General features: G+C 54.5%; 16 protein-coding genes. 6 read left to right on the forward strand and 10 right to left on the reverse strand.

The window, feature by feature from the left end:
- Positions 1 to 15: 15 nt before the first annotated feature.
- The 6 genes from HA45_RS05380 to HA45_RS05405 all read right to left on the reverse strand — a co-directional run bounded on the left by HA45_RS05380 (position 16) and on the right by HA45_RS05405 (position 7,695).
- A complete protein-coding gene (locus HA45_RS05380; protein ID WP_100703901.1) occupies positions 16 to 993 on the reverse strand; it encodes an ABC transporter permease in 978 nt (325 codons plus the stop codon).
- A complete protein-coding gene (locus HA45_RS05385; RefSeq protein WP_100703900.1) occupies positions 990 to 2,552 on the reverse strand; it encodes a sugar ABC transporter ATP-binding protein in 1,563 nt (520 codons plus the stop codon). Before HA45_RS05385 ends, HA45_RS05380 begins: the two co-directional genes overlap by 4 nt.
- Positions 2,549 to 3,889, reverse strand: a complete 1,341-nt coding sequence (locus tag HA45_RS05390) for a sugar ABC transporter substrate-binding protein (RefSeq protein ID WP_100703899.1) — start codon at positions 3,887 to 3,889, stop codon at positions 2,549 to 2,551. The genes HA45_RS05385 and HA45_RS05390 overlap by 4 nt, the downstream gene beginning before the upstream one ends.
- A 27-nt stretch (positions 3,890 to 3,916) precedes the next feature.
- Complete coding sequence (locus HA45_RS05395) at positions 3,917 to 5,080, reverse strand: LLM class flavin-dependent oxidoreductase (RefSeq protein WP_211280898.1); 1,164 nt, start codon at positions 5,078 to 5,080, stop codon at positions 3,917 to 3,919.
- Between the two features lie 117 nt (positions 5,081 to 5,197).
- Positions 5,198 to 6,490 carry an acyl-CoA dehydrogenase family protein gene (locus HA45_RS05400; RefSeq protein WP_211280899.1) on the reverse strand — a complete coding sequence of 431 codons (1,293 nt, stop codon included), beginning with the start codon at positions 6,488 to 6,490 and terminating at the stop codon, positions 5,198 to 5,200.
- Positions 6,491 to 6,786: 296 nt separating this feature from the next.
- The gene (locus tag HA45_RS05405; protein WP_100703896.1) at positions 6,787 to 7,695 is read right to left on the reverse strand and encodes a LysR family transcriptional regulator; all 909 of its coding nucleotides are present in this window, start codon (positions 7,693 to 7,695) and stop codon (positions 6,787 to 6,789) included.
- A 204-nt stretch (positions 7,696 to 7,899) separates the two neighbouring features.
- Between HA45_RS05405 and HA45_RS05410 the strand changes: the two genes are divergently transcribed.
- The 6 genes from HA45_RS05410 (at position 7,900) to HA45_RS27950 (ending at position 12,329) form a co-directional block, all read left to right on the forward strand.
- Positions 7,900 to 8,805: an MFS transporter gene (locus HA45_RS05410; protein ID WP_244563387.1), complete on the forward strand. Its 906-nt coding sequence runs from the start codon at positions 7,900 to 7,902 to the stop codon at positions 8,803 to 8,805.
- Positions 8,805 to 9,191, forward strand: a complete 387-nt coding sequence (locus HA45_RS05415) for a hypothetical protein (RefSeq protein WP_366557318.1) — start codon at positions 8,805 to 8,807, stop codon at positions 9,189 to 9,191. Before HA45_RS05410 ends, HA45_RS05415 begins: the two co-directional genes overlap by 1 nt.
- Before the next feature lie 214 nt (positions 9,192 to 9,405).
- On the forward strand, positions 9,406 to 10,530 hold the full coding sequence (locus HA45_RS05420) for an LLM class flavin-dependent oxidoreductase (RefSeq protein WP_100703894.1): 1,125 nt from the start codon (positions 9,406 to 9,408) through the stop codon (positions 10,528 to 10,530).
- The gene (locus tag HA45_RS05425; RefSeq protein ID WP_100703893.1) at positions 10,530 to 11,384 is read left to right on the forward strand and encodes an ABC transporter substrate-binding protein; all 855 of its coding nucleotides are present in this window, start codon (positions 10,530 to 10,532) and stop codon (positions 11,382 to 11,384) included. Before HA45_RS05420 ends, HA45_RS05425 begins: the two co-directional genes overlap by 1 nt.
- A complete protein-coding gene (locus tag HA45_RS05430) occupies positions 11,381 to 12,067 on the forward strand; it encodes an ABC transporter substrate-binding protein (RefSeq protein WP_244563388.1) in 687 nt (228 codons plus the stop codon). Before HA45_RS05425 ends, HA45_RS05430 begins: the two co-directional genes overlap by 4 nt.
- Positions 12,068 to 12,149: 82 nt before the next feature.
- Positions 12,150 to 12,329, forward strand: coding sequence for a hypothetical protein (locus tag HA45_RS27950; protein WP_244563389.1), 180 nt, complete (start codon positions 12,150 to 12,152; stop codon positions 12,327 to 12,329).
- A 32-nt stretch (positions 12,330 to 12,361) separates the two neighbouring features.
- Here HA45_RS27950 and thiM read toward each other — a convergent pair whose 3' ends face one another.
- The 4 genes from thiM to HA45_RS29290 are packed head-to-tail and all read right to left on the reverse strand — an operon-like array spanning position 12,362 to position 15,346.
- The gene (gene thiM, locus HA45_RS05435; RefSeq protein WP_100703891.1) at positions 12,362 to 13,147 is read right to left on the reverse strand and encodes a hydroxyethylthiazole kinase; all 786 of its coding nucleotides are present in this window, start codon (positions 13,145 to 13,147) and stop codon (positions 12,362 to 12,364) included.
- A 15-nt stretch (positions 13,148 to 13,162) separates the two neighbouring features.
- Positions 13,163 to 13,948 carry a sulfurtransferase gene (locus tag HA45_RS05440; protein WP_158087307.1) on the reverse strand — a complete coding sequence of 262 codons (786 nt, stop codon included), beginning with the start codon at positions 13,946 to 13,948 and terminating at the stop codon, positions 13,163 to 13,165.
- Complete coding sequence (locus tag HA45_RS29285) at positions 13,848 to 14,591, reverse strand: LLM class oxidoreductase (RefSeq protein WP_244563390.1); 744 nt, start codon at positions 14,589 to 14,591, stop codon at positions 13,848 to 13,850. The genes HA45_RS05440 and HA45_RS29285 overlap by 101 nt, the downstream gene beginning before the upstream one ends.
- A complete protein-coding gene (locus tag HA45_RS29290) occupies positions 14,588 to 15,346 on the reverse strand; it encodes an NtaA/DmoA family FMN-dependent monooxygenase (protein ID WP_211280900.1) in 759 nt (252 codons plus the stop codon). The genes HA45_RS29285 and HA45_RS29290 overlap by 4 nt, the downstream gene beginning before the upstream one ends.
- Positions 15,347 to 15,385: the final 39 nt, after the last annotated feature.

Raw genomic sequence — 15,385 nt, forward strand, 5'->3', positions numbered from 1 at the left:
TTCTTCTTCTCCTGTTTATTTCACGACAAACTGCGCGGACTGGCGCCCCGTGAGCACCGCAGCAATCACCACCGCCCCTTTAATCACCATCTGCATAAACTCGGATACGCCCAGCAGATTGAGCCCGTTATCCATCAACGCGATGATCAACACACCGACTAAGGTGCGCTGCGGCCCGCCACGGCCGCCGGCTAATGAGGTCCCTCCAACGACAATGGCGGCGAGACTGTTCAGCAGCAGATCGCTGCCAAGCGACGGACCTGCCGCGCCCAGCCGCGCTACCGACAGGATCCCCGCCAGGCCTGCAAATAAGCCCGAGGCACAAAAGGCGTAAATTTTATAACGGCTCACGGGGATTCCAGCGGTGTGAGCAACCCGTTCCCCGCCGCCAATCAAGTAGCTATAGCGACCAAAACGCGTTCGTAGCGCGACAAAAACGCTGATTAGCCAGGCAAGTAACGCCCACAGCGCGATATTGGGTACATGTGGAATGAGTTGGCCAATGGCGACGGTTTCAAACTGAAGTGCCTGGTAAGCCACCGCGCGCCCCTGAAGAAGGGTTAAGGCCAAACCACTAAAAATCGACAGTGAACCCAGCGTCACCACAAATGACGGCACACGTCCCAGGGTATAAATTGTGCCATTCAGCGCGCCCAGGGCGGTGCCCAGTAGCAAGGCCAACGGCAGGGCTGAAAAGACCAGGCCGAAGCTATTCATAAATGTCACGGTGGCAGCGGACACTAACAGCACCGTGGCCCCAACTGACAAATCGATACAGCCCATCAGAATGACGAAGGTTAGCCCGATACAGGCAATCAGCAGTGCACTGGCCTGACCGGCGATAGCGCTAAAATTGCGCACGGTGGCGAAGGAATCGGTGGTCAGGCTGAAGAAAATCATTAACGCCACCACCACTAACAGCGGAAGCGCTTGTTTCCAGGCGAAAGGAAAGGCGCGTTCGCTCACCCGTGTGGATAAGGTTTCCTGAGTCATTGTGGGCTCCGGACTGAAGGTGAAGAGGGAGTGTTGAGCATCATCGCAACCAGCGTTTGCTCGTCGGGTTTACCGTCGGCAGGCGCCGGGATTTCGCCAATTTGTTCACCGTGTTGCAGGATCACAATGCGGTGTGACAAACCGATCAATTCCAGCAACTCATCGCTGAGCAGCAGAATGGCGACACCTTGCGCGCTGAGCTGGCGCAGCTCGCGGTAAATCTCCTCTTTGGCACCCGCATCAACACCGCGTGTTGGATTATCCAGCACCAGTACCCGCGGCTGACGATACAGCCAGCGCGCCAGCACGACTTTCTGCTGGTTGCCGCCCGAAAGCTGATCGCAGCGCTTTAGCGCGCTGCCATTGCGGATGCGCAGACGTGTGACAAAATCAGAGGCCACCTGGCGTTCACGCCGTGAATACCAGTACCCGGAAATATGACTGAAACGATCGGCACCGCTGGCCAAAGAGAGGTTCCAGCTAATGCTAAAGGGGGGAATAATGCCCTCCTCCAGACGTTCAGCAGGGATATAACCCAGACCTTGTTGCACCAGTTTACGGATTCGCGGTTTCTGACCAGGCGCGTTCGCCAGGGACACTTCACCACGGGTCGGCGGCACCACACCCGCAATGCCTTTTGCCAGCGCCTCCTTGCCACTGTTGAGCAACCCTCCTAATCCGAGAATTTCGCCCTGACGAATCTCCAGGTTCACGTTGTGGTAACGACCAGTATGCGACAGACCCGCTACCGTAAAGGCCACGGGCTGCTCATCAATCGGGTGTTGCAGCTGTTGATAGTAGTGATCCGCTGCCCGTTCGCGACCCACCATCCACTGCTGCAATTGCGCCTCAGTGGTTTCATCTGGCCTGGCGTGTGCAACCTGCAAACCATCTTTAAGGACGTAAATCGCATCGGAGAGCTTTAGCACTTCCTGTAATCGATGTGACACCAACAAGAAACTGGCCTGCTGGCGGAGTTTTGCTACCAGAGACAAGAACCACTGTTCATCAGCCAGATCGAGCGTGGCTGTCGGTTCATCCAGTAAGATAAGTGGATGGGCAATATCTTCCACCAGGCTCGGTGCCAGGCAAGCGCGGGTGATTTCGAGCGTCTGACGCTGTGAAAATGAGAGTCGATTGACAGGCTGGCGCACATCAAAGGCTAACCCCGCAACATCAGCGAGTTGCTGCGCTTGCTGGATCATGGCGCGACGCTGTAAAAAACCCGCGCGATAGAAGTAGCGGTCTCGCCCCAGCAGCAGATTTTCATATACCGCCAAATCGCTGACCAGCGCTTGCTCCTGAAATACCCGCGAGATGCCCGCAGCCTGAGCCTGTTGCAGAGAGGTGGGCGCATATGGTGTGCCACGTAATAGCAGCTCACCGCTGTCACAACGGGTGAGCCCAGAGAGAACGTCGAACAGGGTGGTTTTCCCTGCACCGTTTTCACCCACCAGGCTCACAACACTGCGCTCAGCCACCTCCAGCGACAAGCCGTGCAATACCGTGTTTTCGCCATAGCGCTTCTTCACGCCATGGATACCGAGCAAGGTGCTCATGCTTTGGCCTTAAACGGGGAGGGGCCAAAGAAAGGAATTTTGTAATGGTCGCGATATTCCTCTGTTACGCGCTGCCATTCACCGTTGTTTTTGGCATCAAGATAAGCCGGTGGATACTGCCATCCAGCGGGTTTGGGCAATCCGGCCCACTCAACATCAATATCTAACGGCGTGATTTGCCCTTGAGGATCCCAGTCATTGGGATGGGCGACTTTAGACATTAACTTGTAGTCAAACGGCGGCACGTCTCCGTTATCAACATAGCGCTGTAGATAGATATCAACGTTCTCACGTGTCATGGTTACGGAGTGCCAGTTAAGCATGCGTTCTGCCGCGCGCGGCTGCCATCCGTTCAACACGTCATACAATCGTGCGGTGAAAAAGCCGGCCTGGAACGCAGGGCAGTTAGCGCTGGTTGCCAGTTGTTGCCCACTTTTGATCGCCCGTGCGCCTTTGGTCGTGCCATCGGCACCCACCACCAGCACATCTTCGCCGGGCTTCAAGCCATTGGCACGCAGAGCGGCGATGACGCCTTGCGCAACGTCATCATTCTGCGCCACGACACCGACTACATTTTTATGGCGCGACAGCAGATCCTGAGTGGCTTTCAATGAGTCCTCCCGATTGAATAGACCGGGAAGCTGGTCAACAAGTTTGGTTTTGGGGAACGACGCAAAGGCTGCATCACGACCGCGGCTGCGCACGGAGTCCGTCGAAAATCCCGGAACACCTGTGACGCCAATAATATCTCCACCGCCAAACTTTTCGGTAACGGCTTTCAGCAACACTTCCGTTACGCCGCGGTGTGCACTGAACTCTTCTGGCACTGCATAAAGCGTGTAGTAGTCACTGGCGTCAAACGGGGTATACCAGGGGAGCGTGGCCCAGACGTTCGCGAAGTAGGCTTTATTTTGTTGCGCCAACTGCGCGATACGGCGCACGGCACTGCCATCCGGAGCATGCAGGATCAGTGCATTGGCACCATCCGCAAACTGTTGTTCAGCCTGGTTCAATTGCCGTTGGCTATCGATTTGCCCATCAAGATAGCTGTATCCGAGACCGAACAGTTGGGAAGCGGCCTGGGTTGCATGGCTCGCTTGCGCCATAAACTCTACGCGGCTGGTCCACGCCAGATAGGCAAGCTTGCCCAAAGGCGCAACCACTGCCACCGCAGGGCTGCTCCATAAGCTGGCGGTGGCCGCTGCGGCAGCTCCGGCAGTGGCAAGGGCGATAAACTCCCGACGACTGACGCCATGGGCATCAAGACGGTCAAGATGCGCATCAATAGCGCGAGAATTATTCAGATGAAACAGCGTCGAACGGACATTTTTAAACATGAGATTTCCCTGATGAAGACGACAAAATTAGCGCAGATATTCGTGCAAAGAGACTTCGGGTAAACCGAGGTGATCGCGTAGTCGCGTGCTCTCATAGCGCTGACGCACTCGACCACGGCGTTGCAGCTCAGGCACGACAAAATCACTGAATTCATCGAATGTGCCGGGCAGGTATGCAGCCGAAACGATGAAACCATCGGCTTCCCCATTGTCAAAGCTGGCTTCCAGTTGATCGGCGATTTGCTGCGGCGTACCGACCAGTTGTGGCAACAAAACGCCTTGTGCGTAGAGTTTGCCTAAGTCGCGTAGCGTCAGATTGTCCTGCGCGGTAATACGACGGGCCACATCGAACAGACCGGTATTGCCACCGACATCGACGTTTTGCAGTTGTTCATCCAACGCATAGCCTGAGAAGTCATGATCAACATGGGCCGAGAGGGTAATCAGCCCGGCAATGGGGTCGGCTAATTCGTTGTGATAGCGCTGCTTCTCTCGCGCAATGCTTTCGGTCTCTCCAACGAAAGGAATAAAGGAAGGGAAGATCTTGAGACTATTCGGATCGCGCCCGACAGCCGCCGTGCGTGCTTTAACATCCTGATAATAGGCTTTGCGGCCTTCAGGGGTGGGATCGATTTCAAAAATAATTTCAGCCCAGCGAGCAGCGAAATCCTTGCCTCGCGCGGAAGATCCGGCCTGCATAATCGCTGGACGGCGCTGTGGTGACGCGGGCACCGTCAATGGACCACGCGTGTTAAACCACTCTCCCTGATGATTCACCACATGCACTTTATCAGGGTCGGCAAAACGTCCCTGTTTATCCAGAATCAGCGCATCGGGTTCCCAACTCCCCCAAAGTTTACAGGTCGCTTCCAGAAACTCATCTGCGCGGTTGTAACGTTGAGCATGCTCAAGGTGATGAGCAAAACCAAAATTCTGTGCTTCCGCATCGGCATTAGACGTCACCACATTCCAGGCAATACGGCCCTCAGTAAGATGGTCCAGCGTGGCAAAAGCGCGGGCAATGTCATAAGGATTGTAATAGGTGGTAGAGCGGGTAATGCCGAACCCTAAATGGCGTGTTACCGCTGCCATCGCCATGACGACGTAGGACGGATCGAGCGTGGCGACAGATTGCACTCCCTGCTCAACGGCCTGGCGAATCTCGCTGTTATAGCGGCCGGGAACGGCCAACACATCGGCAAAAAGACGAAGTCAAAGAAGCCGCGTTCCGCTGCGCGCGCGACGTCCTGATAGTAGCGCGCGCTGAGAAAGTCGGTGTTGCTGCGCGGATGACGCCACATTGCGTGGCTATGGGTCACGGCGGATGCCATCATGAAACCGGCTAAATGAAATTGTTGGCTCATGCTTGCTCTCCCTGGCGTTCATCAGCCACACCAATGCGCCACTGGAAGGGCGGCAAGGCACCGTTAACCGCAAATCGCCGACGATGCGGTCTTTATAGATTCGTGGATTATGTGAGGAGAGCGTGCGAACGTTTCGCCAGAAGCGATCCAGCGCCAGTGGTTTTAACGTGGCGGATGCGCCTAATGCATCAAACAAAATACTCGAACTGTTCAATAGCAGATCGGTGACGACATTCAATGATTGCGACACTTCCAATTCCGCAATGCTATTAACCTGTGCTTTTACCGCTTCATCACTGTATCGGGCATCAAAAGCGCGTTGCAGGGCATCCGCACTCTTAAGCACAATAGCGCCGCTGCAGTAGGCCGCACTGCGTAACTTGCCAACCACCTGCAATACTTGCGCATCCTGAGAGGCACGAGGCGCATTACCGTTGCTGTAGGTGCGAGTCCGTTGAGCAACCTGCTGCGCCACCTCGTGACTTTGTGCGCGGCCAATGCCTGCCAGTGTGGCCAGATGCACCAACTGATAAAAGCCGGTGGCGTAGCGGAAATTATTTTCCTGGTAGACATCACTTGCAGCAACGGCGACGTTTTCAAAAATAGCCGTGCCGCTGGCGGTGAGGGTTTGGCCAAAACCGTTCCAGTCATCCACCACCGTGACGCCAGTCGCATGGCGGGAGAGGGTGATGGCCTGTAAGTTGCCTTGCTCATCCTGCAGGCCGATATCAATCCAGTCAGCATAAAGCGAACCAGTGGTGTAGAACTTTTTACCGTTAAGTGACCAGACGCCATTATGTTCAGAGAGTTGCGTGCTGAAGGCTTGCTGACGTGCCTCTCCGGTTTCGCTCCATGCCGGTCCAACAAGGTCACCTTTACCAAGCAGGGGTAACCAATGCGCGCGTCTCTGCTGATTTTCGCTGTTGAGAATACTTTCAACAAAGCCGAAATGTCCGCGCAGCGCTTGCACCAGGTTAGAGTCCGCTTCACCTAACTCAATTAGCAGGTTAAATAACGCAGGCAGCGTAATGCCGCTGCCGCCATATTCCGTTGGAACGCGCAGCGCAGTGAAACCAGCATCTTTGAGCCATGCTAACTGTTCTGTTGGTAATTGCCGGTTGAGTTCACGTTCAATAGCCCCATCACGGATGCGTGAAAACAAAGGTCTGAAGCGCTCTGCCAGGTTTTCATAGTCAACGGATGGACCGTCTCCCCAGGCTTTATCTATTTGGCTCATGCTTTCTCCTAATTAATCATCAGGAGGATGAGGCAAATAACGTGCCATAATATAACTCTATAATAATCATCACATTTTATTTTGATGACATTTTTAAACTGCGCTGAAAACAACACTGGCACCATCAAGTGTTGTGCCAGATTCAGCTGAATTATGAGAAAGTAAATATCATATTTGAAGTAAGCGTTAGAAATTAAAGCGGTGATCAGGAATTCACGAATCCTTTGATAACATTAAGCCGTCATACCAATCAGCTAATTAAAGCTTGGTATCACTGTTTTAAATTTCTTTCAAAGCTAAAAAGACTGCTGTCCGAATGCCATCTTTAATGCATCAATCGTCACCCTTAATCGCTGTGGCATGGCTGCAGTTTTTAGCCACACAGCGTAAATCGGCAGGCTATGACTGCGCGTGGCGGGCAAAATCTCAACCAGTCTATTATTTTCAATGTCCTGACTGATTAACCAGCGCGGCAACTGCGCAATGCCGTACCCCGCCAGAGCAGCAGCGTACACTGCACTCATAGTACTCAACTTCAACCGCTGGTGCGGTGGATAAAACACCGTTTCGCCCTGTGGATTTTTAAGTGACCACGACTGTGACTTGCCTTGTTCCAACAATGTGAGGTGAGGGTAAAGCGCGAGATCGGTTTCATTGTTCAATACGGTATTCGGTGACAATAGCGCAGGAGCGGCACATAACAACAAGGGCTGCTGGCCAATCAGGCACGCCGTGAGGTCACTATGGTGTCCCGGATCGCCAATGCGTATCGCCAAATCCACGCCATCCGCCGCCAAATCAACACGCTGCGCTGAAAGCCTCAAATCAAGAGAAAGGCCGGTCCATTGCTGAGTGAGATCAAGCAATACCGGCATCACCCATTTTTCACCTAATAACGGCGGTGCCGAAACGCGCAGCTGGCCGGTGGGTGCGTTGGCATGATGGGTTAATCGGTTTTCAGCCTCGTCGAGGCTTGCCAAAATGAGCAGACAATCCTGATAAAACTGCCGCCCTTCGCTGGTCAGGGAGAGCGAGCGGGTAGTGCGCTGAAACAGTTTCACATTGAGGCGAGATTCCAGCCGGGCGATAGCTTTACCCACGGTGGAGCGAGACAGGCCCAATTGCTCAGCGGCCTGGCTAAAACCCCCTGACTGAGCGGCCTGCACAAACGCCTTGATGCTGTTTAATCTGTCGATGTTGATCATAAAGGCACCTGCAAATGGCGAATCATTTTCGCCAGTGTAACGATCAAATGGCGCAACTGGCGAATATAAATCGTGTCAGTCTGACGTTTTAATTGAACGAGCTATCTGATGATCTCCTCTAAAACACAATACCCGGTGAAGCTAATCCGATTACAAATTGGAATATGCCTCGCCAGCTTTTTAGGCTGCCTGGATTTCACCATCGTGAATACCGCGCTTCCTGCCATTCAACGTGACTTTTCCAGCAATATTGAATCTTCGCAGTGGGCCATGACGTTGTTTGTCATGGCCCTTTGCTGCTGCATGGTGATGTCGGCGAGGCTGGCAGAACGCTTTGGTGCTCGGAGAGTGCTTTACAGCGGGATGCTGTTGTTTGGTATCGCCTCTTTGGGGTCGGGATTAGCGACCCAACTCATCGTGTTGAACCTGTTCAGGCTACTACAGGGCGCGGGATGTGCGGTGCTCTATACCGTGAGTGCCACTATTTTGGTTCAGGCGATACCGGCCTCAAATCATGGCCGCGCTCTGGGATTACTGTTTGCGGCCAATGGATTGGGTCTGGCGCTCGGCCCGGTTTTAGGCGGGATTCTGGTGAGTGACCCGGGATGGCGCGCGGTGTTCCTGCTCAATGTCCCCCTTATTCTGCTCAGCTTCTATTTCTGCAGTCGCAGTGTACCGGCCTCTGTTAAACGCGCAGATACCTCCCTTGATATACCCGGCTGGCTGCTGATGTGTGGTGGATTAATTCTGCTGCTGATCTGGACCCGTTATGTCACGCCATGGGGTGCGTTGTCTTCCTGGTCTTTACTCACGCTGCTACTGTCTTTCATCGTGCTATCGGCATTCTTCATGAGAGAAAGACGAACCGCGCAACCGGTGATTGATTTTGACATGCTGCGCAGCAAAACTTTTGCGGCAGCCTGCCTGCTTTCAGTATTACTCGCGGTGTTTTACTGCAGTGCTTTTATGTTGCTCCCGTTCCGGCTGAGTGCGCTTTACCATCTTAACGATGCCAGCCTGGGCTTAATGCTGTTGCCTGTGACGTTGGTCATGGCGCTAACATCCCCTTTGGCCGGCGTCTTTCTGACAGATTCAGTCCCTGGCCGGTAATGGCGACAGGCTTTGGTCTGTTAATGATGTCAGCTTTACTCTTCAGTCTTGTTGATTCAAAGATAATGGCGTTACTCATCGCACTGGTGCTGATGGGCGCGGGTTGGGCCGCCATTCTGGGACCTTCGGTTGCTGCGGCGTTGGCAGCGATAAACATATCCAGACATGCACAGGGCATTGGTATCTCTTGGACACTGCATAATCTGGGCGGGGCCATGGGGTTGGCCGTGGCGACGCAAATCTATCAGGCCGGAGGATCATCCACGGGTTTTCAACACGTGATGTTTGGTCTGGCAGGCAGCGCAGGCATCGGCATGGTAGTGGCATGGTTGACTGTGAGCAGATTAAGAGAGCTTCAAATCGGGAATCGTGATCAAAAAGGATGATGCAGCTATGAGTGGAACAATCATTTAATTCCAGCATAGTTAGACAGTGTTTTTCATCAGCAACAAAACGGTAAACGTTGGGAGATAGAAATATAATTTTTCATCACCCAACGGCTTTTCTGTTTTGTTGCTAAGTTCTCCCGGTATCCGTATTTCTCCAACAGCAAACCGTTTGCCTATCCTATGGGGTTTTTTCACCTAACAGGATGACAGCATGGAAATTTACTGGTATCTCACCGCGCCTGATGGGCCACAACCCTGGACCGCCTCCGGCAGTCGTCAGGTCAACTATGCCTATTTTCAGCAGGTGGCCAAGGCGGTCGATCACCTTGGTTTTACCGGCGCGCTGCTGGCAACGGGCGCGCACGATCCCTGGATATTGGGCGCCTCATTGATTCCTCATACAGAGCGAATGAAATTCCTTATTGCCATTCAGCCCGGACTGATTTCGCCCACGTTGCTGGCAAAGATGGCGGTGACTTTTAACCAGTTCTCGAAAGGCCGCGTACTGTTAAACGTGGTGAGTGGCGACAAAAACACCCTTGGCGCATATGGATTACATCTCGATCATGACGCCCGCTATGATCTGAGCGATGAGTTCCTGCAGGTGCTGCGACCATTATTAGCAGAGCAGCCGGTGAACTTTGAAGGCGAACATATCCACATTGATAACGCCCGGCTGGCGTTAGGCAATGGCGGGTATCCGCCACCACAGCTTTGGTTTGGTGGTTCTTCAGATGCCGCGCAAGAAGTGGCCGCCAAACATATCGATACCTATCTCTCATGGGGTGAGACGCCACCGCAGGCCGCGGAAAAAATCGCGCAGGTAAAAGCGCGTGCGGAAAAGCATGGGCGGCAACTGCGTTTTGGCATTCGTTTATACGTGATTGTGCGCGAAACCGATGAGCTGGCGTGGCAGGCCGTCGATGCGCTTTACCAAACCATGGATGAGAAAGCGATTGGCGCACGCCAGACGCTGGAAAAGGGATCTGATTCCGTTGGTCAGTCTCGTATGAGCGCGTTACACCACAACCAAAAGCCGGCGGATCCCCGTGATTTAGAAATTTATCCTGGCCTGTGGGCGGGAATTGGCCTGGTGCGCCCGGGGCCTGGCACTGCCATTGTTGGCAGCCCGGAAACCGTTGAGCGCACCCTGCGAGCCTATCAGGATGCGGGAGTTGAGGTGTTTATCCTCTCGGGCTTCCCGTTGCTTGAAGAAGCCTATCGCTTCAGTGAACTGGTGATGCCGCGCCTGAAGCTTAACGTTGAAACCGAACAACCGGACAACAGTTTCACCTGGGGTAATTTGTGGGATCGTCCGTTCGGAGAGAAAGCGTAATGCAGATTCGTATTGGCAGTCATCCCAGTAATCTTTCGCTGTTTATTTTACGGCATCGCGGTGTGCTGGAACGCGCTGCCGCTCAGCAAAACTGGTCGGTGAATTGGATTGATTATACCCAGGGCGCCCGCAGTGGAGACTGGCTGGCGAGCAACGCGTTAGATGTGGTGGGTACCGGTTCAACACCGCCGATTAATGCTCAGGCAGAAGGTCTGGGCGTGGGCTATCTCGCCAGCTCACCCTCTCGTGATGCGAGCTGCGCGTTACTCGCTCACCAGAGCCGCGAACTTCGCACACTAAAAGGGGCCCGGTTGTCGGCGATGATCGGTTCATTTACCGATCACTTCCTGGCGAAATTGCTGCGGAAACAGCAATTGCGACGCCGGGATGTGCAGTTGGTAGATATTCAGGGTGAGGCGGCGCTGCATGCCTTGATCTCGGGTGAGATCGACGGTTGGCTGGCGATTGATCCCTGGCTGACGCGTGCCAAGCAGAATCCGGAGATTGTCACTGTCGCCCGTGTTGGTGATGAAATTATCAACCGTTCACTGTTCTGGACCCGTGCCGCCTGGTCCGAAGGCCATCCGCAGGCAGCCGCGTGGGTGGTGGAGCAATTGCAGCTCAATGATGCGTGGATTGCCTCGCATATTACACAAGCAGCGCAACTGCTTTCAGCGCATCTGACGTCATCGATCACCCACCAGGAGTGGGAGAAAACGTTACGTGCCCGTCCATGGGGGATTACGCCCGCGAATCCGGGTCTGATTGCTGAACAACAACAACAGGCCGACGACCTTTTTGCGGTGGGGTTTATTCCCGCCGCGGTTAATCTTTCACACCGGAGAACCGCATGAAGACCACCTTGATTCGCGGCGTGGTTGCCGCACTGCTGATTTGTGCCGGCACTGCACAGGCGGCAGAAGACATCACATTACGTATTGGATTTTTACGCGGCCCCACGGATTTAGCGCTGGCAAAAGAGAAGGGCACGCTGGAAAAAGCGCTGGCCGCACATCATGTGAAAGTCGAGTGGGCCGGGCCTTTTTCCGCGGCTGCGCCAGCCTATGAAGCGCTGAATGCTGGCGCCATCGATCTCACCACAGGTAGCTCTACCGCGTTTGTTACCGCCATTGCTGCCGGTTTGCCCCTGCAGTTTTTTGCCTATCAAGCCATGCCGGCGAACGGCGAGGGGATTGTGGTTCGAAACGAGAGCCATATCGCGTCATTGAACGATTTGCGCGGTAAAAAAGTGGCGGTGAATAAAGGGGGAACCGGTGAATACCTGCTGTCACGGGCGCTCAGCAGCGCAGGTATTCCGGAGGATGCCGTACAAAAATCTATCTCAGCCCGTCAGATACCGGAACGGCCTTTGTCGGCGGTCATGTTGATGCCTGGGCCATCTGGGATCCTTTCCTGTCACTGGCTAAACAAAGCTACGATGCGCGTCTGCTTGCCAGCGGTAAGCAGGTCGGCTCAGAAAATGCGGCAGGTTACTTTGTCAGTGATGCCTTCGCGCATGCCCATCCGGAGGTGCTGACCTGGTTCTATGGCGTATTACAGCAGGAGAATGCCTGGGCTAAAGCCATCAACTTGAGGCTGGGAAGATTTGGGCCAAACAGATGGGGCAAACCGGGGATGGACTGGCAGAACAGCTGGGAACGGTGAACACGGTTCCGGTCACTCCGGTTGATGCCAGCGCTATCGCACATATTCAGCACATCGCTGACTGGTATTTGCAGCAAGGGATTATCAAAAGTAAACCCGATATTGCGGCTCACGTGATCACACTGGCTCCGTAATCAGAATGCGTCTCCGAATCGGAGACGCATTTTCATGCGTCGTCCGGGTCAAGTAAGGATAATTCATCCAGGAACTTCACGGCAAAACTGCCTGTGCCACGGGCGTCGGAGGCTCTTTCGCTGGCCTCGGCATAGAATACGTGCGCAGCGGCGACCGCAGTGAGTTTATCGACAGACGTTGTCAGTAATGCGGCCGTCAGCGCGCCCAGACTACAACCCGCGCCAGTCACCTGCGTCAAGCGAATATCACCGCCTTCGACGGCCAGCGTCCTTTGACCGTCAGTAATAAAATCAATCGGACCACTTACCGCTGTGATGGTATTTTGGCTGCGTGAAAACGCTTCAATGAAAGGGATCGCGTCCTGTGACGTCAGCGTGGTCTCGACACCTTTTCCACCGCCATTTCCCCCCGCAAGGGCGATAAGTTCAGAGGCATTCCCGCGTATCGCGGTTGGTTTAAAATCCAGCAGGCCCTGTACTACACGATCGTACTCTGCGGCACCGGCTCCGACGGCCACTGGGTCGAGCACCCACGGCACACCCGCTTCATGGGCTGCCCGCGCGGCCTGCCGCACCTCGTGGGGAGAATTACTCATTAAACAGGCCGCATTGATCCACAAGGCATTTGCATGGCGGCCAAAGGCGGTTTGCCAGTCAAGGGCGGCGCCAATCGCCGGACCCGCACCGACTGCCAGCAAGACATTGGCTGAAAGATTGGCCGCAATGTAGTTGGTCAGACCGTAGCAAAAAGGTTTGTTCAGTTTGATATGGCGAAGTGCGTCACGAACAGTGCGATCCTGCCAGTTTAGGGTTTGCATTTTATTTTCCTCTCATCACGGGTGAGTCACCTGGCCGCTGGAGACTGGGCGATGCTTATCGCTCAACCAGCCGTTAAGTGAATCGTCATAAAGTAAAAGGGCATCAATGGGGTAACCTGCCGAAACCAACGCCAGCGCAAGACCTGCCGCGTTAATACCGCCACCGCAATAGAGCAGCAGTTCTTCAGGTGGTGTGATTTTGGCGTTGCGCAAAGCTTCAGCCACCCGCAGGGTATCGATCAGGCCGTCAGGATTAAGCAGTTCGGGGTAGGGAAGATTAATGCTGCCGGGAATATGGGCCTGTTGAAAAGGCTCGCGACGCAGTGCGCATACCAATGGGCGCTGCTTTTCCTGTTCAACCTGTTCGGTAGAACGCAATAATGGACGTGCCGCACTAAGCTGGATATCACCACAGGCAACAGAATGAGCAGGGCCCGTTTCAATCGTGCCCTGTGTTCCCACCCAACGGGCATAGCCGCCATCCAGCACCCGCACGTTGCGCCAGCCAAATACCCCCGCCAGTAAGTACCAGACGCGAGCAGCATAAGCGCCATTCAGCTGATCGTAAGTGACAACCAAGCTGTGCTGATTAACACCCAGTGACCTGAGTGCATCGGACAACTGGCTGCCGTCCGGCGCGGTAAAAGGAAATCTGCTCTGCGGTGCGGAGAAAGCACCAAACAGATCTGCGAACTGCGCATTAGGGAGGTGCTGCTGTAAGAAGGAGTGGTATCCGGAGGAAAATGCCGTTTTGCCACTTGATTCGACTGACCGCGCAACCGAACAATCGAGCACCACCACGTGTTGTGCGTGTTCTGCCAGCCATTGGGCAGAAACGACCGGTGAAGAAGGCAATGACACGCTCATCTTCGCCCCGTAACGCACGATGTTGCCACGCATCCCGCGCCGGACGCGGCAGGCCAAAGTGTTCACGGGCCGTTGCGCCCTGATATTCCGTTTTGTGCAAACCGCGTCGCTGTAGCTCGGGTACGACATAGCGGGCGAACTCTTCAAAAGCACCGGGAAGATGGGTGGCCTGAATCATAAAACCGTCTGCGGCTCCGCGATCCAGCCACTGTTCCATGGTATCCACCACGCTATCCACTGAACCCACCATGTTGCCTTCGGTACGCGCCCCATACCAGCGGCCAATCTCGCGGATGCTCAGCTTCTCGCGCTGCGCAAACTCACGCACTTCATCGTAATGGCCCTGTACACCCACTTCGCCGAGATCCGGTAGCGGGCCATCCAGATCGTATTGGGTGAGGTCGACATTCACGTGGTAGGCGAGACGCGACAGACCCGCTAACGGATGCACCCGATCGGCGAAGTCTTGATGCTTGCGCTGCGCATCGCCATCACTTTCTCCCACCACGACAGTCGCTGCAGGGAGAATGCGCACCTGGTGCGGGTCACGTCCGTGGTCCGCTACACGCTTTTTCATCTCCTGATAAAACGTGATGGCAGAATCCAGTGATTCATGGCTGCAAAAATGACGTCTGCCCAGCGTGCGGCAAAATCACGTCCGCTGGGTGAGGCTCCCGCCTGAATTAACAAGGGGTAACCCTGCGGCGATCGCGGCACATTCAGCGGGCCCTGCGTACTGACATATTCACCGCGATAATCTACAGAGCGCACCTTTTCTGGCGAACCAAACTCGCCCGTTTCTTTATTTTGTAGCAGTACCCCATCATCCCAACTGTCCCACAGCTGGGTCGCAGCACTGAGCACTTCTTCGGCTCTGGCATAGCGGGCATCGCGAGGAGGTAATGACGGCTGGCCAAAATTCTGCGCTTCCGCATTCTGGAAAGAGGTCACAATATTCCAGCCCGCACGGCCATCCGAAATATGATCAAATGTCGCCAGCGCACGTGCCAGATGAAAAGGTTCGTGGTAACCCGTTGAGAGCGTCGCAGCCAGTCCGATATGTTCAGTGACACCCGCCATGACGCCGAGAATGACCAGCGGATCCAGACGCGGTGTGCCTGAACCCCATTGCACTGCGGGTGCAAAAGAGCCCCCCAGTGAACGGGGTACCGAAAGTGCATCAGGAATAAAGGCCAGATCAAAACGCGCGGCTTCAAGCAGTTTTGCTACATGACGATAATAACCTGCGGTTAGAAACCCGGGATTCGCATCAGGGTGTCGCCATCCTGAAGTCCCCATCGGACCAGCATTAAGAAATGCGGCAAGATGCATAGTGATTCATTCTCCTGAAAAACGAACGAGGAGAACAAC

The sequence above is a fragment of the Pantoea rodasii genome (assembly GCF_002095465.1).
GTDB classification, from domain to species: Bacteria; Pseudomonadota; Gammaproteobacteria; order Enterobacterales; family Enterobacteriaceae; genus Pantoea; species Pantoea rodasii.

What these genes read in the sequence shown, in the direction of transcription:
- HA45_RS05380 (WP_100703901.1), bottom strand. Translation starts at nt 993, where the DNA reads ATGACTCAGGAAACCTTATCCACACGGGTGAGCGAACGCGCCTTTCCT.
- HA45_RS05385 (WP_100703900.1), bottom strand. Translation starts at nt 2,552, where the DNA reads ATGAGCACCTTGCTCGGTATCCATGGCGTGAAGAAGCGCTATGGCGAA.
- HA45_RS05390 (WP_100703899.1), bottom strand. Translation starts at nt 3,889, where the DNA reads ATGTTTAAAAATGTCCGTTCGACGCTGTTTCATCTGAATAATTCTCGC.
- HA45_RS05400 (WP_211280899.1), bottom strand. Translation starts at nt 6,490, where the DNA reads ATGAGCCAAATAGATAAAGCCTGGGGAGACGGTCCATCCGTTGACTAT.
- HA45_RS05405 (WP_100703896.1), bottom strand. Translation starts at nt 7,695, where the DNA reads ATGATCAACATCGACAGATTAAACAGCATCAAGGCGTTTGTGCAGGCC.
- HA45_RS05415 (WP_366557318.1), top strand. Translation starts at nt 8,805, where the DNA reads ATGGCGACAGGCTTTGGTCTGTTAATGATGTCAGCTTTACTCTTCAGT.
- HA45_RS05420 (WP_100703894.1), top strand. Translation starts at nt 9,406, where the DNA reads ATGGAAATTTACTGGTATCTCACCGCGCCTGATGGGCCACAACCCTGG.
- HA45_RS05425 (WP_100703893.1), top strand. Translation starts at nt 10,530, where the DNA reads ATGCAGATTCGTATTGGCAGTCATCCCAGTAATCTTTCGCTGTTTATT.
- HA45_RS05430 (WP_244563388.1), top strand. Translation starts at nt 11,381, where the DNA reads ATGAAGACCACCTTGATTCGCGGCGTGGTTGCCGCACTGCTGATTTGT.
- HA45_RS27950 (WP_244563389.1), top strand. Translation starts at nt 12,150, where the DNA reads ATGGGGCAAACCGGGGATGGACTGGCAGAACAGCTGGGAACGGTGAAC.
- thiM (WP_100703891.1), bottom strand. Translation starts at nt 13,147, where the DNA reads ATGCAAACCCTAAACTGGCAGGATCGCACTGTTCGTGACGCACTTCGC.
- HA45_RS29285 (WP_244563390.1), bottom strand. Translation starts at nt 14,591, where the DNA reads ATGAAAAAGCGTGTAGCGGACCACGGACGTGACCCGCACCAGGTGCGC.
- HA45_RS29290 (WP_211280900.1), bottom strand. Translation starts at nt 15,346, where the DNA reads ATGCATCTTGCCGCATTTCTTAATGCTGGTCCGATGGGGACTTCAGGA.